This window comes from Dyella sp. EPa41 (genome assembly GCF_016586165.1).
Classification (GTDB): Bacteria; Pseudomonadota; Gammaproteobacteria; order Xanthomonadales; family Rhodanobacteraceae; genus Dyella.
Genome location: NZ_BCPR01000016.1, coordinates 1 through 19,632 on the forward strand (window position 1 = coordinate 1; position 19,632 = coordinate 19,632).

General features: G+C 66.8%; 17 protein-coding genes. All 17 read right to left on the reverse strand.

Going from position 1 to position 19,632, the window contains the following annotated elements; genetic code table 11:
* Positions 1–506: 506 nt before the first annotated feature.
* Positions 507–1,661 carry a flagellar hook-length control protein FliK gene (locus tag JMF82_RS07275; protein WP_201313869.1) on the reverse strand — a complete coding sequence of 385 codons (1,155 nt, stop codon included), beginning with the start codon at positions 1,659–1,661 and terminating at the stop codon, positions 507–509.
* Between the two features lie 25 nt (positions 1,662–1,686).
* Positions 1,687–2,124 (reverse strand): flagellar export protein FliJ, encoded by a 438-nt coding sequence (gene fliJ, locus JMF82_RS07280; RefSeq protein WP_201313870.1) that lies wholly within the window; start codon positions 2,122–2,124, stop codon positions 1,687–1,689.
* Positions 2,121–3,437, reverse strand: coding sequence for a flagellar protein export ATPase FliI (fliI, locus tag JMF82_RS07285; RefSeq protein ID WP_255559944.1), 1,317 nt, complete (start codon positions 3,435–3,437; stop codon positions 2,121–2,123). Before fliI ends, fliJ begins: the two co-directional genes overlap by 4 nt.
* Positions 3,438–3,481: 44 nt before the next feature.
* Positions 3,482–4,129, reverse strand: a complete 648-nt coding sequence (locus JMF82_RS07290) for a flagellar assembly protein FliH (protein ID WP_201313872.1) — start codon at positions 4,127–4,129, stop codon at positions 3,482–3,484.
* Positions 4,126–5,118: a flagellar motor switch protein FliG gene (gene fliG / locus JMF82_RS07295; protein WP_201313943.1), complete on the reverse strand. Its 993-nt coding sequence runs from the start codon at positions 5,116–5,118 to the stop codon at positions 4,126–4,128. Before fliG ends, JMF82_RS07290 begins: the two co-directional genes overlap by 4 nt.
* A gap of 150 nt (positions 5,119–5,268) precedes the next feature.
* Positions 5,269–6,978, reverse strand: a complete 1,710-nt coding sequence (gene fliF / locus JMF82_RS07300) for a flagellar basal-body MS-ring/collar protein FliF (protein WP_201313873.1) — start codon at positions 6,976–6,978, stop codon at positions 5,269–5,271.
* Positions 6,979–7,008: 30 nt separating this feature from the next.
* Positions 7,009–7,332, reverse strand: a complete 324-nt coding sequence (gene fliE, locus JMF82_RS07305; protein WP_201313874.1) for a flagellar hook-basal body complex protein FliE — start codon at positions 7,330–7,332, stop codon at positions 7,009–7,011.
* A gap of 187 nt (positions 7,333–7,519) precedes the next feature.
* Entirely contained in the window at positions 7,520–8,944 is a 1,425-nt protein-coding gene (locus tag JMF82_RS07310) for a sigma-54-dependent Fis family transcriptional regulator (protein WP_201313875.1), read from the reverse strand.
* Positions 8,945–9,307: 363 nt separating this feature from the next.
* Complete coding sequence (locus JMF82_RS07315; RefSeq protein ID WP_201313876.1) at positions 9,308–9,865, reverse strand: PilZ domain-containing protein; 558 nt, start codon at positions 9,863–9,865, stop codon at positions 9,308–9,310.
* A gap of 95 nt (positions 9,866–9,960) precedes the next feature.
* A complete protein-coding gene (locus JMF82_RS07320) occupies positions 9,961–10,242 on the reverse strand; it encodes a flagellar protein FliT (protein ID WP_201313877.1) in 282 nt (93 codons plus the stop codon).
* 11 nt (positions 10,243–10,253) lie between these two features.
* Positions 10,254–10,685, reverse strand: coding sequence for a flagellar export chaperone FliS (gene fliS / locus JMF82_RS07325; RefSeq protein WP_201313878.1), 432 nt, complete (start codon positions 10,683–10,685; stop codon positions 10,254–10,256).
* A 14-nt stretch (positions 10,686–10,699) separates the two neighbouring features.
* On the reverse strand, positions 10,700–12,238 hold the full coding sequence (gene fliD / locus JMF82_RS07330) for a flagellar filament capping protein FliD (protein WP_201313879.1): 1,539 nt from the start codon (positions 12,236–12,238) through the stop codon (positions 10,700–10,702).
* 191 nt (positions 12,239–12,429) lie between these two features.
* Positions 12,430–13,881 (reverse strand): flagellin, encoded by a 1,452-nt coding sequence (locus tag JMF82_RS07335; protein WP_201313880.1) that lies wholly within the window; start codon positions 13,879–13,881, stop codon positions 12,430–12,432.
* 267 nt (positions 13,882–14,148) lie between these two features.
* The gene (gene flgL, locus JMF82_RS07340) at positions 14,149–15,375 is read right to left on the reverse strand and encodes a flagellar hook-associated protein FlgL (protein WP_201313881.1); all 1,227 of its coding nucleotides are present in this window, start codon (positions 15,373–15,375) and stop codon (positions 14,149–14,151) included.
* Between the two features lie 221 nt (positions 15,376–15,596).
* The gene (gene flgK, locus JMF82_RS07345; RefSeq protein ID WP_201313882.1) at positions 15,597–17,471 is read right to left on the reverse strand and encodes a flagellar hook-associated protein FlgK; all 1,875 of its coding nucleotides are present in this window, start codon (positions 17,469–17,471) and stop codon (positions 15,597–15,599) included.
* Between the two features lie 16 nt (positions 17,472–17,487).
* On the reverse strand, positions 17,488–18,423 hold the full coding sequence (gene flgJ, locus JMF82_RS07350) for a flagellar assembly peptidoglycan hydrolase FlgJ (RefSeq protein WP_201313883.1): 936 nt from the start codon (positions 18,421–18,423) through the stop codon (positions 17,488–17,490).
* The gene (locus JMF82_RS07355) at positions 18,423–19,502 is read right to left on the reverse strand and encodes a flagellar basal body P-ring protein FlgI (protein WP_307837956.1); all 1,080 of its coding nucleotides are present in this window, start codon (positions 19,500–19,502) and stop codon (positions 18,423–18,425) included. The genes flgJ and JMF82_RS07355 overlap by 1 nt, the downstream gene beginning before the upstream one ends.
* Positions 19,503–19,632 lie beyond the last annotated feature (130 nt).

Genomic DNA, 19,632 nt, shown 5'->3' on the forward strand with positions numbered 1-19,632 from the left:
TCATTTCTACCTCGAACGAAGCCGCTACACCGCAACGCGTCCTAACGAAGAGGACTTAAAGCCACTTCGCTGAGCCGTGATGAAGCCTATGGGCCGCCACGCACTTTCCCCCTCTCCCCTCCGGGGAGAGGGCTGGGGTGAGGGGCGGGGCTCGCGAAGTTCCTTCCTACCTATGTAGGAGCGCACCCAGTGCGCGACCACGACGCCAGGCCGCCACCTCGGTACGCAGTTATCGCCAGATCCGCCCGCAACGACCCGACCGCTGAAACATTCCGCATCCCTGCGGTCGCGCACTGGGTGCGCTCCTACAATGACGCGCGGCGCACCACTCGACGCAGACCCACCTTGTGGGAGCGCACCCTGTGCGCGACCGCACCGCCGGGGCGTCACCTCGGTTTCCGATGGTCGCCGGGCGCCGCGGATATTCGCGACGGCCCCCATGCGGCCAGCATTCGATCCGCAGGCGCGCACGGGGTGGGTTCCCGCAGCGGAAGAGTTCGGTTTGATCAGGCGAAGGTATCGAGCAACCCGATCGCCTTGATCACCGGCGCGGCGACCGCGGCGATGCCGCCTTCCTGCGGCGTGTCGTCGGCGGCGCCATTGGTGCCGGACGACGACGCGCCCTGCCCGCTTTCTTGGCCGCGCCCGCCCTGCCCCACTTCCGCATGGCCGAGCGAAAGGCCGTGGTGCGCCAGCAAGGTGTCGAGCTGGCCAAGTGTCTGCTGCACGGCGTGCACCGCCTGCGGGTGCTGGGCGATGAAACTGACGTCGACGTGGTCCTGCTTCACGCTGACCTTCACGTCGAGCGGCCCGAGGTCTTCGGGGTGCAGGCGGATGCGCGCCTCCTTGACGTCCTGCCCGCCCAGCCAGGCGACCTGCTGCCCCAGCTCCTGCGCGAACGCCGGCGTGCCGACGCTGGACTGCATGGTGAGCACATGCGCGGCCGGCGCGGCCGCGGCCGCCGGCTGTGGCAACGGCGAGGTCATCAGCGAGTTCAGCGCATCCAACGGATGGCTGTGATCGTTGGACGCCGACGGGGACGCCTGGTCGGCGCCGGTGTTCTTGGCCATCGCCGCCAGTGCGTCGGCAAAACTCGTGGCGGTTTCTTCGCTGTCGTCGGCGGCAGCGGATGTCGTCTCCGTTGCATCGCCCTTGGTCGCGCCGACGTCCTTCGAATCGAGCAGGTCGTCCGCGTCCGGCTGCAGGCCCGGCATCGCGGCTTGCTGGTTCGCGATGGCCTGCATGCCCGCGGGCAGTGTGGCGGCGGGCGGCGATGCCACCGCGTCGCCCTGCGTCGCGGCATCGGATCCGGGCGTGGCCGTGGGCTGCGCGGGCATGCTCTGCCCCAGCAATGCCAGCATGGCGGTGGCGGGATCGGGCGTGGCCGTCGTCGCGGTGGCGTCGTCCTTGCCGGCCTTGTCCTGCGGATCGGCGGCGTGATGGTCCGTGCGGGAATCCGTGGCGGCAGGCCTGGCGTCGCGGCCGGACGGCGCCTGCTGCGAGGAAGAGGCCTGCTGCTGTTGCTGGCGCGCCTGCAGCAGCGGCTTGCGGAAATCGCTGCGTGGGGCGTTGCCCGTCGCCTCGTGCGACGACGAAGCATGGCTGGTGGTGGCATTTGCGGCCACGGCCGTAGTCACGGACAGCACGGCGGCAGAGGTCATGGTGCGATCTCCAGATAGTGGCGGCTCATCGACGGGCGTCCCCGGGCGGGCGCCGGTATTGCATGCGTTCGTCGATCTCGGCCTGCTCGCGCCGTTCCTCGACCTTGCGTTCCTGCTCGCGGTAGCGGTCGATCACGCTGCCCAGTGCCTGTTCGCGGGCATGCGCATCGCGCCACTGGACGCGGACGTGTTCGAGCTGGCGCTGCTGGCGCGCCACTTCGTTGACCTGCTGTGCGATGACGCTGTCGATGCGCTCGACGAACTGGCGACGGTTGAGCAAGGCGCTCACGGTAACGCCGCCGCCCGTCTCGGCGTACTCCTCGCGATAGCGGCGCAGTTCGGCCAGCTGTGCCTCGGCCTTGGCCAGGCGCTGCTGCTGTTCGGCCAGTTTCTGCATGGCCGCTTCCTGGCGGTCATGCGCCAGGTCGGCCGCCGGCTGCAGGCGATTGGCGCGTGACTTCACGGCGTACCCCCGGCGGTGAGTTGCTCAAGCATGGCGATCGCGTCGGACAACGTGGTGGGCGCGTCCACTTCCTGCTGCAGGAAGTCGCGCAACCTGGGCCACATCGCGATGGCGTGGTCCACCTGCGGGTCGGAGCCCTTCTGGTAGGCGCCGACCGCGATCAGGTCGCGTTGCTGGCGATAGGCCGAATACACCTGGCGGAAGCGCTGCGCCGCGCGCATGTGCTCGCGCCGGACCACGGCGGGCATCACGCGGCTGATCGACGCTTCGATATCGATGGCGGGGTAATGCCCCGCCTCGGCCAGATCGCGCGAGAGCACGATATGGCCGTCCAGGATGGCGCGCGCCGCGTCCGCGATGGGGTCGTGGCGATAGTCGTCGCCTTCGGCCAGCACGGTATAGAACGCCGTAATCGAACCGCGGCCTTCGGCATCGTTGCCGGCGCGTTCCACCAGTGCGGGCAGCATGGCGAACACCGACGGCGGGTAACCCTTGGTGGCCGGAGGCTCGCCGATGGCGAGGGCGATCTCGCGCTGCGCCTGGGCATAGCGGGTGATCGAATCCATCAGCAGCAACACGCGCTGGCCGCGATCGCGGAACCATTCGGCGATGGCCGTCGCGTACTGCGCGCCGCGCAGGCGCTTGAGCGGCGGCGCATCGGCCGGCGCGGCGACGATCACCGAGCGCGCGCGGCCTTCGGGGCCCAGCGTGTGCTCGACGAATTCCTTCACTTCGCGGCCGCGTTCGCCGATCAGTCCCACTACCACCACGTCGGCATCGGTGTAGCGGGTCATCATGCCCAGCAGCGTCGATTTGCCGACGCCGGAACCGGCGAACAGGCCGATACGCTGGCCACGGCCCACGCTGAGCAATGCATTGATGGCGCGCACGCCGGTGTCCAGCGGCGTATCGATCGGCTTGCGCGACATCGGGTTGATCGGCTCGCGCTTGAGGCCCGCATGTTCGTCGACGTCGAGCGGGCCCATGCCGTCGAGCGGCAGGCCGTCGGCGCCGACCACGCGCCCGAGCAGGGCCGTACCGACCGGCAAGCCGCTGGTATGCGCGCAGGGCCGCACGCGCGCGTTGGGCAGCACGCCGTGCATTTCGGTCACGGGCATCAGCAGCAGGCGTTCGTCGGCGAAGCCCACCACTTCGGTATCCAGTTCACTGCCATCGGCCGTGGTGACCATGCAACGCGCGCCGAGCGGCGCTTCGCAGCCTTCGGCCTCCAGCGTGAGACCGACCACGCGGCGCAGGCGCCCTTCCACGGTAAGCGTATGCGCGCCCTGGGCACGCATGCGCCGGCGCGCCAGCCGTTCCTGCCAAAGCGCGGTGCGCGTCTGGCCGGACGCCGCCTTCACCCGCGCACCTCATCGGCGTCGGCATCGAGATCTTCGGCCTCGGCGCCGAGCACGGCATCGACCACGGCGGCGAGCCGTGTTTCCAACCGCGCATCGAGGCGCGAGCGTTCGGTTTCGAGCATGCAGTCACCGCGCTGCAGCGCGGGATCGGCCACCAGTTGCCAGTTTTCCTCGGCCACGCCGAGCGTGCGCAGCAGCGAGAGATCTTCCGCATGCAGGCGCACGCGCAGGTTGCCCGAGGCCGCCGGCAGCGCCAGCGCGGCCTGGCGCACGGCTTCCACCACCAGGTCGGGCGAGGTGCGCAGTTCATGCGACAGCACCTGGCGCGCGACGGTCATGGCCAGGCGCGCCAGTTCCAGCTCCACCAGTTCGTCCAAGGCACACAGGGGACGCGCGGCGGATTCCAGCAGCGCATCGAGCTTGGCCATGCGCGAATTCATCAGGTCACGCGCCGCAGCCATGCCTTCGGCATGTCCGGCCGCATAGCCTTCCTCGCGCGCCTGTTGCTCCAACGCTTCCAGGTCGCGCACGGTCGGCTGGATCACCGGTTCGGCCGGCGCGGACTCGACGACGGGCTCGCCCATTTCCGGCGGAAGCCAGCGTTCGAACTGCACGAGGTTGTCGCGGTTCGAGAGCCTATTCATGCGACCAGCTCGTCACCCGTACCGGAAAGATTGATCTGGCCCGAATCGGCCAGCTTGCGCGCGATGCCCAGCACTTCCTTCTGCGCCGCGTCGACTTCGCTGAGGCGAACGGGGCCCGATACTTCGAGGTCGTCGCGCAGCATGTCGGCCGCGCGCTTGGACATGTTGGCGAAGATCTTCTCGCGCACGCCGGGTTCGGCGCCCTTGAGCGCGGTGACCAGGCGGGCGGTGGGCACTTCGCGCAACAGCGTCTGCATGCTGCGGTCGTCCAGGTCGCCCAGGTCTTCGAACACGAACATCAGTTCTTCGATGCGGCCACTGAGGCCCGCGTCATGGGTGCGGATGGCGGCCATCAGCTCGTTCTCGCGCGTGGTTTCCATCGCGTTGAGGATGTTGGCCGCCGCCTTGAGGCCGCCCACGGTGGCGGACTTGAGCTTCTTGGTGTTGCCGGAGAACTGGCGTTCCATGATCTCGTCGAGCTCGTTGAGCGCATGTGGCTGCACGCCGTCGAGCGTGGCGATGCGCATCACCGCGTCGCTGCGCGTGCGCGGCGGCAGGTAGCCGATCACTTCGGCCGCCTGGTCGGGCTCCAGGTGCGCCAGCACCAGCGCGATGATCTGCGGGTGCTCCTGGCTGATCATCTCGGCGATGGCGCGGCTTTCCATCCACTTGAGCGACTCCAGGCCCTTGCTGGAACGGCCGAGCAGGATGCGGTCGATCAGGCCGCCAGCCTTGCTCTCGCCCAGTGCGTTGACCAGGATCTTGCGGATGTATTCCTCGGTGCCCACGCCCAGCGAGGTGTGGCGGCCCATGTCGTCGTTGAGACGGGAAAGCACCAGCTCCACCTGCTCGCGCGATACGTTGGTAAGGCTGGCCATGGCCGTGCCCACCGCCTGGACATCGCGCGCGCTGAGGTGCTTGAGCACCTCGGCGGCGTCCTGTTCGCCCAGCGTGAGCAACAGAATGGCGGCGCGCTGCGCACCGGTAATGGGTGTCTCTGCCTTCATGATTCAATCCGCCCGAATGGCTGCACGCGCGGGCGCATCACGGATGCACCGGTTGCGCGTGCCTGTCCCCGCGATATCGGCTGCGCGCGACGATTCCGAAGCGCCGGGCGAACGGATGGGCTTGCCGTATGCTTAGCCGCCATCTTCGCCCACCCAGCTCTTGACCACCTGCGCCACCTGCTTGGGGTTCTCGCTCACCATGCGGCGCGCCAGGCCGATGCGCTGCTCGTAGGCCATGGCCGGCGCGATGCCGTTGTTGAGGCGCGCCAGTTCGTCGACGTCTTCCTTGTCGTCGATACGCACCGAAATGGTTGGCGGCACCTGTTCCTTCGCCACCGCGAGGGCCTTGCCCGGCGCCGGACTGCGCGTGAGTCCACGCAGCAGCGGGCGCAGCAGTCCAAACGCCACCAGCAGCGCCACCAGGATGCCCGCGCCCTGCTTGATCAGGTCGAGCATGCCGGGGCGCTCCCAGAACGCCAGCGGCGGCTGCGAGGTGTCGCCCGTCGTGTCCTGGTGGAACGGCTGGTTGATGACGCTGACGCTGTCGCCGCGCGTTTCGTTGTAGCCCACCGCGTTGCGGGTCAGCGTGGTGAGGTGCTCCAGTTCCTGCGGCGTGAACGGCACGCTCTTGTTGCCGCCCTTGTCGCCGGCCACCGTCTTGTTGTCGACCACCACCGCCACGGTCAGGCGCGCCAGGCGACCCGCCGGATCGCTGACATGGCTGATGGTGCGATCGAGTTCGTAGTTGCGCGTGGCGCTGCTGGAATTCTCCGACGGGCCGGCCGCCTGGGCCGTCGTCGCGGCCGCGCCCTTGCCCGCCGCGCCCTTGCCGGCATTCGGCTGTGCCGCGGTGGGCTGCGCGACGGTGTTGGGCGGCTGGTTGCTCAGCGCGCCCGGCACACCGCCATCGGTTGCATTGCCGGTGCGCGACTGGCTGTTGGTCTGCTCGCTACGCAGCGCCGGATGGTCGTGGCCGTAGGTCTCCGTGGCCTTCTCGGTCTCGCTGAAGTCGAGGTCCGCATAGACCTGCGCGCGAACCTTGCCCGGGCCGACCAGCGGCGTGAGCAGTTCTTCGATGCGCTGCGCGTAGGTGTTCTCCAGGCGCGTGGCCAGGCGCAGGCGCGTATCGCCGATGGCGCTGGCGCTGCCCGGATCGGTCGTGGTGAGCAACTGGCCCTGCTGGTCGACCACCGACACCTGCTTGGGATCGAGATTGGGCACGCTCGACGCCACCAGGTGCACGATCGCCGCCACCTGGCTCGCATCGAGCTGGCGACCCGGATACAGCGTCACCAGCACCGAGGCGCTGGCTTCATGGTTGTCGCGAATGAAGGCCGACGGCTTGGGCAAGGCCAGATGCACGCGTGCGGCGCGTACCGACTGCAGGCCCGCGATGGTGTTGCCCAGGTCGGTTTCCAGCATCTGCTGGTAGCGCGTGCGCTCGGCGAGGTCGCTCATGCCGAACGGCGAATCGGCGCCGGGCACCGCGGTCGCGCTGGCGCTGCCTTGCGGCAAGCCTTGCGAAGCGAGCTTCAGGCGGATCGCCGCGAGATCGGACGCGGGCACCATGATCGAACTACCGTCCGCGCTCAGCGTGAACGGCGTATTGGAAGCCTGCAGCGCCTGCGTGACGGCGGCAGCGTCCTTCTGCTCCAGCCCTGTATACAGCAGGCTGTAATTGGGACCGCGCGACCACAGCACCACCGCGACGCCCAGCGCCACGGCGGCCGCCACGCCGAACAACAGCAAGAGCTGCCGCGTTGCCGGCGTACGTGCGAGCTGCTTGAGGTCCAGGCGAGAACCGGCCTTGTCGTCGGTGGTCGCGAGGGCGTTATCGGCCATGGAAGGGGCTCGTGCGCGTCAGAGAGCCGGTCAGACCGGCATGTTCATGATGTTGTTGTAGGCATCGACCAGCTTGTTGCGCACCTGCGCGAGCGTGTTCAACGAGAGATCGGCCTTCTGGACGGCCACCATCGTGCGGCCGAGGTCGGCGCCGGCATCGCCGCGCTCGAAACCGAGGGCGAGTCGCCCCGCATCGGTCTGCGCGTCGGCCACCGAAGCGATGGACTGCTTCAGCAGGCTCGAGAAATCCGCCTGGCCGGGCTTGGCCGCGGTGAACGCCTGTTCGGCTGGCTTCACCTGCGAAGACATCTGGCGCATTTGCGACAGCAGGTTGTTGACGTCGATCTGGCTCATGTCGGAATTCCAACGCGTGACGATGTTCTGGTGTGTAGAAGCACGATGCGTGCCACCGTATTTTTTCGCCCCGATGTCCCCTGTAGGAGCGCACCCAGTGCGCGACCGCAGCGATTCGACGTCACCGCTTCGCCGGCTTTTCGCGCACTGGGTGCGCTCCTGCAAACCCCGAAAAACCAGGGAAAAATCAGGCCTGCAAACTCGGCTGCAAGCCATACTTGCGCAGCTTCTCCACCAGCGTGGTGCGTTGCATGCGCAACAGCTTCGCCGCATGCGCCACCACGCCGCCGGTCACGTCAAGCGCTTGACGGATGAGGCCCACCTCGATGTCGGCCAGGTGATCCTTAAGGTCCAGGCCGCCTTCGGGCAGCATCACCAGCGAATCGGTCGGCACCACGGCCATCGGCTCGGACATCACGCTGGACTGGCCGGTCATCAGCGACAGCAGCGCGGTGCCGCGCACTTCCTCGATCACCTGCTGGCCGCGGTACTTTTCCGGCAGGTCGCTCACGCGCACTTCGGCGTGGGGGTAAAGGATGGACAGGCGCTCCACCAGGTTGCACAGCTCACGCACGTTGCCCGGCCAGCCATAGCCGTGCAGCGCATGCATGGCGCCGGCGCTGAAGCGCACGTTGGCCAGGCCGCGGCGCGAGAGGCGCTGGTTGAACTCGGCCACCAGCTCCGGCAGGTCTTCCAGGTGCTCGCGCAGCGAGGGCATCTCCAGCGGAAACACGCTGAGGCGGTAATAGAGGTCTTCGCGGAAGTGGCCGTTGGCGATCGCGGCTTCGAGGTTGCGATGCGTGGCGGCGATGATGCGCACGTCGCAGCGCTGCGTGCGATTGCTGCCCACGCGCTCGAACACGCGCTCCTGCAGCACGCGCAGCAGCTTCACCTGCATCGGCAGGCTCATGTCGCCGATTTCGTCGAGGAACAGCGTGCCGCCCTCGGCCAGCTCGAAGCGGCCCTTGCGGGTGGCGATGGCGCCGGTGAAAGCGCCCTTCTCGTGACCGAAGAGTTCGCTTTCGAGCAGTTCGGCCGGAATGGCGCCGCAGTTGATCGCCACGAACGGCTTGTCGCGTCGCGAGGAGCAATCATGGATGGCGCGGGCCACCATTTCCTTGCCGGTGCCGGATTCGCCCAGCACCAGCACGCTGGAATCGAACGGCGCCACCTGGCGCACCAGTGCATTCACGCGGCTCATCGGACCCGAGCTGCCGACCAGGCGAAGCTCCGGGCGACGGCTCGGCGCGGTGGCCTGGTGGCCACGCAGCGCTTCGGTCAACTGTTCGTAGCGCAACGGGAATTCCACCATGCCGATGCGCGCGCTGAAGGGCGAGGCATCCGTACCCAGGCGCGCCACCCATTCCGAATCGGCGGCCAGCAGCACCATCGCATGCGCCGCGGCGGCACCGAGCCGGGAGAACTGACGCTCGGCTTCCGCGTCGTCCTTCACCGTGCCCACATACACCACGCGCCACGCGTGGGTCGATTCGTCCACCGTTTCGCATTCGTCGCCGCATTGCGGCCGATAACCGAGAAACTCCAGCGCCGATACGACGGACTCCGCCCTGCGGCGATCGGATTCGATCACCAGTACGTCGAATTTCCCCATGCCTGACTCTCGTGCGTGCTGCTTCATCGTGGACCCCTAACCCGGACTGCGCTGCTCGTTGTCGACGGTCCGTCGTCGACTCTCGAACGGGAGGGAGCAAGAAGAAGGCCAGTGCGTAACGAAATGCCGACACTGACTGTCAGGCTCATCTGTCGGCCTGCGTCACCTATGCGGACATGCGCTGACGCACGCCTCAGGGGTATGCGCCATGTCGCTGAATCCGTTGGATTAAATCGTTCCAATCCGCAGCGCGGGAAAGTGACCTTGTACGGCAGTCGACTGAGATCGGCGTCAAAGAATTTTCGCGTCGGCTTTTCGTAACGTGATGTCCATCACATAGCCACTCGTGCTGTCGGCACAGTCCTAAGAAGCTGTCAGCCGACGACCTGCCACTTTACGTCGGTGGTGGCGGAACACGAGGCGCTCAAGTGCGTCACATGTCACTTCGTCGATGGATTCAAAGGCAACAAAAATGTGATCGCCATCACGCTCTTGCACGAGGCGTGCCGGCAATTCGAGGGGCAGCGCGAGGCAGCCGTCGAAGTGCAGCCGGAGCAGTCCATGCGACTGGCCCGCGGGCCAAAGCGAGGGCGACAGCAGCGCCCCGACGGCGTTGAAGGATACCGTCTGCCGTGGCGGCAGCTCGGTGTCACGGCGCAGCAATTGGTCCAGCATCGCCATCAATACGTTGAGCTTGCTGTCCAGCCGCAGGATGTCCTGCGACACGGGACCTTCTTCATCCAGCGCCTCCACGCGACGCTCGGTGAAAACGGCCAGCGTATTGAGCACGCTGAGATTGCGCTCGCGCATGGCCGACAGCTGGAGATCACCCAGCGGCTGCGGCAACGCCGCGCAGCTCACGTGCAGTCCGTCTTCGTAGGTAACGCGTTCGGAAAAGGCCAGCCAGGACGGGTCTTGCATGGGCTCCCCCCATGTTTCTGGACGGGGCTCCGCGAGCCGCCGCGATATGTAGGGATTATGCGCGCGATCGTCTCAGTGCCGAACAGGCCGTCTTGTCAGTCGTTGGCGGTCTGGAGATAGGCGCTGAGCGCGCGATGACGCTGCTGGTGCTCGCCGAGCGCCTCGCCCAGGCGCTCGCGCTGCTGCTTCGCCAGTGCCCTTACTTCTTCCGTGTGAACCAGCAAGGCCTTGAAGGTGGCCAGGGCCGACGGGTCACCGAGCGACAGCCCCGCGATCAGCGGACTGCGTTCGGCCTCCAGCTGCACGACCGCATCCCAGTCGCCGGCGCGCGCGGCGTCGACCATGCGCGCACTGATGCCCAGAAGCTGGTCGATCATGCCGTTCGTCCTCAGGCCGCCGCGGTCGAGGCGCCGCCTTGCGAAGCCAGGAAGGTGTCGCGGATCTGGCGCCAGGCATCGCGCACCGGCGTCAGCAGATCGATGGCTTCGTCGATGGCGCGCTCGTCATCGTTGAGCTGGGCATGCAAGAGGCGGCGGGTCACGTAGTCGTAAAGCGCATCCAGGCGACCGGCCAGTTCGGCGCCGGTCTTGTGGTCGAGGCTGCCGCGCAGTTCGTTGATGATCGCCAGCGCCTTGCCGAAGTACAGGCCCTTCGCCGGTACGTCGCCGCGGCGGATCGCCCCGCGCGCCTGGTTGATGCGATCGATCGCGCCATCGAACAGCATGCTGGTCAGCTGGTGGCGGTCGGCGCCCTCGACGCTGCCGCGTGCGCTGTTGTCCTGGTAAACCGCGCTGGCATTGCGCGCATAGCCGTAAGTCATGGTCACTTTCCCGTTCAGTTCTTCGAGCTGTTGGAGTTGTTGAGCTGCTCGAGTGCCGTGGTCAGGTAACTGCTGGTGTTGTTGAGCGAGGACATCAGCGTGTCCAGCGCGGTGTACTGGCTCTGCAGCTGCTTCTGGTAGGTGGCCATGCGCGCGTTCAACGCGGTCTGCTGCTGGCTCAGCTGGGTCAGCGTGTTGTTGAGGCTGTCCATCCGGGCCGGGATGATCCCGCCCGTCGCCGTGTACGCGTTGATGGTGCTGTTGAGCTTGGTGCCATAGCCGTTGGTGCCGGCGAAGAGATCCTTGACCGCCGCGGCGTTGGACTGGAAAGCGGACGCGAGCTTGTCCGTGTCGAGGGCCAGCGTGCCGTCCGCGTTGCGGGTGATGCCGAGGTTGGCCAGCGTGCCGATGCTGTTGCCCTTCACCGAGCCGCTGAGCACGGAAGCGATGCCGCGCTGGACCGAGGTGAGCGTGGAATCGCCCAGCAGCACGCCGGCCGCGCCGGTGCTCTTGTCGTAGCTCGACAGCGAGGACACCGTGTTTACGTAGCTGTTGTACGCATCGACCAGGCCCTGGATGGCGTTGGTCGCGGCCGTGTTGTCCTGCGCGACGGTCAGCGTGTTGGTGCCGGTGCCGGTCAGGTTGAGGGTGACGCCGTCCATCTTGCCCGACACCGAGTTCGATGCGCTGGTCACGTCGATGCCGTCGATGGTGAGCTTGGCGTCCTGCGCCTCGTTGCTGCCGGCCGTGTCGAGCTTGGTGGCCAGGGCCTGCAGCCCGCCGCTGCTGGTCGCATTGGCGCTCACGCTGAAGCCGTTGGCCACGCCGGTCTTGCTGGAGCTGAGCACCAGCTGCTGGCCGTTGACACCGTTGACGATGGTGGCGGTCACGCCCGGGTTGGACGAAGAACTGTTGATCGACGTGGCGATGTCGGCCAGCGTGTTGGTGGCGGACACCGCCACGTTCATCGTGTTGCTGCCGACCGTGATGCTCAGCGTGCCCTGCCCCACGGCCGTGCCACTGGCGACGGGATCGCTGGTGCGCTTCTGCGCCGTGGCGAGCTGGCTCACCGCGATGGTGTAGGTGCCCGGGTGCGCGCTGGACAGCGTGCTGGCGGTGCCGATGCTGGAACTGCCGCCGGTCGCCGTCAGCGTGGCGTTGTAGCTGTTGAACGTGTTGACCGAATTGAGCGTCGCCAGCGCGCTCTGGATGCCACCCAACGCGGAGTTCAACGACGACAGGCCGGTGAGCAGGTTGTTGGTCTGCGTCGTGCGCGTGTCGATCTGGTTCTGCGACGCCGCCTTGCGCGCGTTGACCAGCGCCGTGACGATCGAGCTCACGTCCAGGCCCGAACCGATGCCGCTGGCGCTGAGAATGCCGCCGCCGGAGCCGCTGCCGGACGAACTGCCCGAGCCGGTGCCGCTGGCAGACGAACCCGTGCTGGACGAGCCGCCCGTCGAGGAGCCGCCGTTGCTGCCGCCCGTGCTGTTCGCGGTGAGCGTGTTGAGCAGGGAGCTCAGGCTGTTGCTGCTGGTGGCACTGGTCGTGGTCATCGCACTACCTTGTCGGTTCCCGAATGAGCCCGCCTTGCGGCGGCGTGTTCGAGCCCCCGGCAAAACCCTCGCACGCAAGGACTTTGCCGGCGGCTCCCGTGATATCGGGCGGATCGGCATCGATCCGCCCGATGGTGTTTCCGGCCGAGGTGGCCGCGACCCGGGAGAGCCGCGACCGGGGCCTCAGTCCGTTACTGCAACAGCTTCAGCACCTGCTGCGGGTTCGAGTTGGCCTGGGCCAGCACCGAGATACCGGCCTGCTGCAGCACCTGCGCCTTGCTCAGGTTGGCCGTCTCGGCCGCGAAGTCCGCGTCCTGGATGGTCGACTGCGAGGCCTGCAGGTTGGTCGTCTGCGCCGCCACCGTGGAGATGGTGGACTGGAAGCGGTTCTGCACCGCACCCAGCTGGGCAGCGAAGTCGCTGACCGTCTTCAGCGCCACGTCGACGCGGGAGATCAGGTCATTGGCCTTGTCCACCGTGGACACGCTACCCGTCGACAGCGAACCGCCGACCGTGGCGTCGGTACCCACCGCGTAGGTCGCACCGGCGTTCACGTCCTTGGCGTTGGCGCCGATCACGCCACCCTTGGTGTCGGCGATCTTCAGGCCAGCACTGGAGTAGAAGTTGATGCCCTTGCCGTCACCGCTGACCGCCGCGCTGACGCCGCTGACGCCGGCGGCGTTGATGGCGTCGGACAGGTCCTGCAGCGACTTCACGCCGCTGGTATCGATGGCGGTGCCATTGATCGACAGACCTTCCGAAGCGATCGTGCCCGCCGTACCGCCGGCCGTGGTCGGCGTCGCGCCGAACAGCGTACCGGTGTCGTTGGTGATCGCCGGAGCAGCCGAAGCCGGCACGCTGGCGCCCGTCTGCGACGTTTCGGCGATGGACAGACCGTTGGTGGCGTCCCAGCTCACGGCGTAGCCCGAACCCAGCTGGGTCTGCACGTCGGAAGCGAGGGTGCTCTGGTCGGTGGTGTAGTCCTTGCTCAGCGTGACGGTCTTGCCGTCGACGTCGAACTTGGCGTTGGTGGTGCTGAAGTCAGCCTTGAAGCCCGCGGCCGAACCGGTCACCGAGGCACCCGTGGCGAACGCGCTGCTGATGTCGCCCGTGGACACTTCCGCCACCTGGCCCATCGCGCTGGACTTCACGCTGGTGCCCAGGCTCACGCTGATGGTCTGGCCGACGTCGGCGCCGATCTGGAAGCTCTTGGTCTGCATCGAACCGTCGAGCACCTTCGAACCGTTGAAGGTGGTCTGGTTGGCGATGCGGGTGATTTCCGCCAGACGCTGCTGCACTTCCTGGTCGATCGAGGAACGGTCGGCGTCGGTATAGGTGCCGTTGGCGGACTGCACGGCCAGGTCACGGATGGCCTGGAGGTTGGAGGTCACCTGGTCCAGCGCGGAGCCGGCGGTCTGCGCCAGGTTGATGGCGTCCGAGGCGTTCGAGCTGGCCTGGCTGAGGCCACCGATCTGCGTGGTGTAGCGCTGCGAGATGGCGAAGCCGGCGGCGTTGTCGGCGGCGCTGTTGATCTTCAGACCCGAGGACAGACGCGCCGTCGCCTGCGACAGGGCGTTCTTCGACTTGGTCAGGTTGTTCTGCGCGTTCAGCGACGAGACGTTGGTGTTGATAACGAGAGACATGGATTTCTCCTGCGTAAACCGGTGGCCGGTTTGATTGGCTTTGTTCTTGCCGGCGGCAACGGCCCGTCATGTGCTGTGCCATCCGCCTCAGTGAGTTTTTCGGCGCCTTTTCCGATTACTTGAGCCGATTCCCCCATTTCGTGACGGGGCTCACCTTGTGCTGCCAATGCAACCGTGCTTTTCCGCTACGCCGTGCCTCCCGTTCGCTGCCGTTGATCGCCGTGATATGCCGATGGCCGCACACATGCCGCCATCCTTGCGCGTTGCTTACTTGAGATAATTGAACAGGCTCATCGACTTCACCTGCGCAAATACCTGCTGCGATGCCTGCAGCGCCGCCGATTGAAGCGACAGGTTGCTGATCGCCTTGTAGGGATCGGCGCCTGCCACGTCACTGAGCGCGGACTGGTACGTGACGTTGAGATCCTGGTACGCACCCTGCTGCTGCGTGAGCGTGTTGAGCCGTCCACCAATGGACACCTGCGTCGCGCTGATCGTCGACTGCGCCTGGTCGATCGATTCGATCTGCCGGCTCATCTGGTTCGCCAGCTGCGTATCGGTGGTGCCGCCCTGCAACGCCGAGATCATGTTGCTCAGCGTGGTGAACACATCTTGCTGGCCGCCGGTCGACACCGACACGGTATCGCCCGCCGCGGGCGTGCCGCTCATCGCGATGTTCATGCCGTTGAAGCTGATTGAGCCGCCATCCTGGTAAGTGCCGCCGACCGGATTGCCGCTGCCGTCGAGCACCGGATTGCCATTGGCGTCCGCCGCCGTCCAGCTGCCGCCGGTACCGAAGGTGATGGTGTAGCCGCCACCGCTCGACGCCTTGGTGCTGTTCCACGCGCCGAGGTCGGTAACGCTGTTGGCGCCCACCACCAGCGTGCCGGCATTGGCATTGCCGACGCTGGCGGAGAACGAACCATTGCCCGCCGGAATGTTCATGAACAGGCCGGAGCCCGCATCGCCCGTGACCACCTGGAGGCCCGAACCCACCGACGCGTGCTGCGAATCGTCGTTGCCCACGTAGCCCACCACGCCATTGGCGCCCACCTGGAACGGTGCGCGCGTGGTGCTGGTGCCGGCAAACAACGCATTGCCGTTGCTGTCCGTGGTATTGGCCAGCTGCACGAGCTGGTCGCGGATCTGGCTGAGCTGGCTGGCAATGCTCTGGCGATCGGAATCACCCAGCGTGCCGTTGATCGCCTGCAAGGCCAGCGTGCGCGCGCTGTCCAGCACGCTGTTCACCGAGCTGAGCGTGCTCGCTTCGGTGTTGAGGCGCGTGTTCGCGCTGTCGATGTTGCTCGAATACTGCGTGTTCGCCGCAATCACGTGGCTCAGGCTCACCACCTGCCCCGCACCCGCCGGATCGTCGGACGCGACATTGATGCGCACGCCCGTCGTGACTTCGTTCTGCGTGGCCGCCAGTGCGCTCTGCTGGTTGAGCATCGTGGCAAGGGACTGCTGGTACATCCAACTGGTCGAGAGGCGCATGGCTAGAGCCTGTTCAATGTCTGCACGTGGCCCGCGCCGGGATCTGCTTGCGCGCCAGCCAAGGAAGAACGATGGAGCGTGTGTCGACACACGACTGAGTGATGACGACGGATGGTGGACAAACAGACCCGGCCCGCACGCGGGAAGGCGCCATGGATGGCGCCGGCTTTGAGGGGCGAGCAACGCGGGCTACGTGCAGGCATTGAACAGGCTCTTATCCGTTATCCGTTGATCGCGCTGATCAGGCTGCTGAAGATGCTCTGCGAGGTCGAGATGATCTGCGCCGAGGCCTGGTAGGCCTGCTGGTAGCGCACAAGGCTCGCCGCCTCCTCGTCGAGGTTCACGCCCGACACGCTCTGCTGCGACGACACGGCCTGGTTGTACAGGCTGGTCTGCGTGGTGAGATTGGTCTGCGCCTGGCTGCCCACCGTGCCGATGTTGGTGGTCAGCGTGCCGTAGGCAGCCACCACCGATTGCTTGCCGCCGTTGAGGATGCCCTTGTCCGCCAACTGCGCCATGGCCAGCGCGTTGCTGGTGTCGTTGAGGCCATTGGCATTGATGCCAATGGTGAAGCTGTCGTTCGCGGCCGGCGTGCCGGAAGGCGTCACGCTCCAACCATTGGCGCTGATGGTCTGCCCCGGCGTGTAGCTGCCGCTGCCAAGCACGTTGCCGCTACCGTCGGTCACCTGATAGCTGCCAGCCGTCGGAAAGCTCAGCGTGGCGTTGCCGAGCAATGCGGCGTTGGTCGGATCATCCACCGTCACCGCACCGATGCTGCCCGTGCCCGTGTTGGTGCTCGCCGCCTTGGACGTCAGCGCGGCGGCCGCGGCGATGCCGTTCGGATCGGTCATCGTCAGCGTCAGGCCACTGGCCGCCCCACGCGTAGGCTGGATCTGGAAGCTGTCGCCCTTCTGCGCCGCGCCGGACAGGTTGAAGGTCAGGCCATCCGCCGAGTAGGAACCGTCCGGGTTGGCCGTCATCGGCACGCTCTGGCCGGCCGTGGTGGCGAGGTTCCAGTTGCTGCCGTCGTAGCTGAGCACATAGTCGGACGTGGTGAGCTTCGAGACATCGGTGATGCTGGCCGCGACGCTTGCACTGCCCTTGTTGTTGCCGGCCGCGAGCACCTTGGGGTCCGGCACGCTGAACATCGCGCCGCCCTGGTTGCCGTTGAGATCCAGGCCCTTGGCCTGTTGCGTGTTGACGCTGCCGGCAAGCGCCACCGCGGCCTGGCCAAGCTGGTTCTGTACACTGTCCAGCACGCTGCTGCGATAGTCGAGCAACGCGCCCAGCGTGCCGCCGCTGAGCTTGCTGGTGATGTCCGTACCCGTGGTGTCGAGCACCACCGTGCGCGAGGCATCGTATCTGTCGGTGCCGGTGGACAGCGCGAAGGACTTGTCCCCGCTGACCAGCGCCTGTCCGCTCGACGCGTACACGCTGATGGTGCCGTCCGCCTGCGCATAGGTGGACACGCCCAGATATCCCGACAGCGTCTGGATCATGGTGTCGCGCTGATCCAGCAGGTCGTTGGGGACGTTGGTGCCCGCCTGGTGGATCTTCGCGTTGAGGTCGGCAATGCTGCCGGCCACGCTGTTGATGCTGTCCACCGTGGTGCCGATCTGGCTGTTCACCTGGCTTTGCTGCGAAGTGAACTGCTGCGCCAGCGTGTTGAACACGGTGACCATGGAACCGGCGCTGCCCAGCAGCGATTGCCGGCTGGATGCCACGCCCGGCGTATTGGCCACCGTATCGAACGCGCCGTAGAAGCTGTCCAGCGCACTCTGCAGGTTGCCGCTGGCGCTCAGCATGCTGTTGAGCGTCGTGGTCAGGTTGTTGTACGTGGTGGCGCGCTGCATGCCGGAGTTGCTGCTCCACACCGCGCTGGTCAGGAAGTCGCTATAGGCGCGCTGCACCGACTGCACGTCCACGCCACTGCCGATGCTGTAGCGACCGGCGGAGTTCGACATGTTCTCGGTCTGCAGCACGGTCTGCCGGCTGTAACCCGGCGTGTTGACGTTGCTGATGTTGTTGCCGACCGTGGTCAGCGCCACCTGGGCGGCATTCAGCCCCGAGGCGCCAATGCTGAGAAGGTTGGACATGGATCATTCCCTGACGTTATTCGAAGGAGTTCGGCTGGGCGCTGACATTCTTGAGTGCCGCCAGCGCTTCTTTCATCGCAGGGCTGTTGGCTATGGCCACGATTTTTTGCGCATAGGAGGGGTCGGTGGCGTAACCGCCGCTCACCAGGCCGCGCGCGAAACCCACCACGTCCTCGCCGTGGTTCAGCGCCTTGGCGTAGCGCGGGTTGTCGGCAATCAACTGGGCGTAGTCGTTGAACGATTCGCCCGGGTTGTTGTACGAGCGGAACTGCGCCCGACGGTGCACCGCCACGCCATCCTCGAATTCCAGCGTGGGCACGCTGACCTTCTGGCCGTCCCAGCTGCTGCCCGCCTTCATGCCGAACAGGTTGTTGCTGGTGTCGCCGTTGGAATGGGACGGCATGTGCTTGCCCCACTGCGTTTCCAGCGCGGCCTGGGCCAGCACGGCGCGCACCGATACACCAAGCTTCTCGGCCGCCTTCTGCGCGTATGGCGCCAGTTCCTTCACGAATGTCTGCGCGTCCTGCGGCAGCCACTTCACCACGTCGGCGCCGACTGACTTGGCCGCATGGACGACGGTGCCGAGGCGCTGCTGCCAATCGTCGGTTTTCGCGCCCCCGGCCGCGCCCGAGGAAGAGGAGGAGGCGCCGCCCAACTGGCGCATCAGCATCTGCGCGATGCCCAGGCCGTTGCCCTGCGAGAGGTTCACCGACAGCTGCTGGTCGAACATGTCGCGCCAGGCGTTGCCCGCCTCGCTGTCGCCCAGGCCGTCGCCCGGGCTGGCCTCGCGCATCGACTTCAGCATCATCTGCGTGAAGATCGACTCGAACTGCTTGGCGACGGCCGGCAAGGCGGACTTCGCGTCCGACTGCGCCGTCTGGCGCAACGCTCCGAACCCGGACAGATCCGTCCAGGTGTTGAGGCTTTTGGCGGCGTCCCCTGAGATGGCCATCAGATCACTACCAGCTCCGCGTGGAGCGCGCCGGCCTGTTTCAAGGCCTGCAGGATGGAAATGAGATCGCTCGGCGAAGCGCCCACCTGGTTCACCGCGCGCACGATGGTGTCGAGATTGGTGCCGGGGCCGAACTTGAACATGTGGCCGCCGTCTTCGCTCACCTGCACGTTGCTGTTGGGCACCACCACGGTCTGCCCCTTGCTGAAGGCTTCCGGCTGGCTGACGCTCGACTGCTCGCTGATGGTCACCTGGATCGCGCCATGCGCCACGGCGGCCGGCGTCACGCGCACCTCCGAACCGATCACCACGGTGCCGGTACGCGAATTCACCACTACGCGCGCCGGTGCGTCACCCGGGTTCACGTCCAGCGCCTGGATCGCGCCCAGCCACGCCACGCGCTGGCTGGCGTCGGCCGGACCGCGCACGGCCACCGAGCCGCCGTCCATCGCATTCGCCGTGCCCGCGCCATAGGTACGGTTCACGGCTTCGGCGATACGCGTGGCGGTGGTGAAGTCCGGCGTATTGAGGTTGAGCATGAGATCGCCATTGCTGTTGGCGAACGACGAGGCCACGCTGCGCTCCACCGTCGCGCCGTTCGGCACGCGGCCGCTGGCGGAAATATTCACCTGCACGCTGGAACCGCTCTTGCCCTGCGCGCTGATGCCGCCCACCACCACGCTGCCCTGCGCCATCGCATAGACGTTGCCGTCCGCGCCGCGCAACGGTGTCATCAGCAGCTCGCCGCCGCGGATGCTCTTGGCGTTGCCGATGGAGGCCACGGTGACATCGATGGTCTGGCCCGGCTTGGCGAACGGCGGCAGCTGCGCCGTGATCGTCACGGCCGCGGCGTTCTTCAGCTGCGGGCGCACGTTGGCCGGCACCGTGATGCCGAACTGCACCAGCATGTTCTCGAGGCTTTGCGTGGTGAACGGCGCCTGCGTGGTCTGGTCGCCGCTGCCATCCAGGCCAACGACGAGGCCGTAGCCGATCAACTGGTTGCTGCGCACGCCGCCGACCTGCGCGAGGTCGCGGATCTTGTCGGCGTGGGCCAGGGGAATGAAGGCGCAGAGCAGCAAGGCAAGAGCGCCACCCCACCCCAGCCCTCCCCTGCGTGCAGGGGAGGGAGCGCTTGCGACAAGCCTCAGCTCCACCCCCATGCTTGCAGGGGAGGCAGGCTTCGGTCCCCTCCCCCTACTTGCAGGGAAG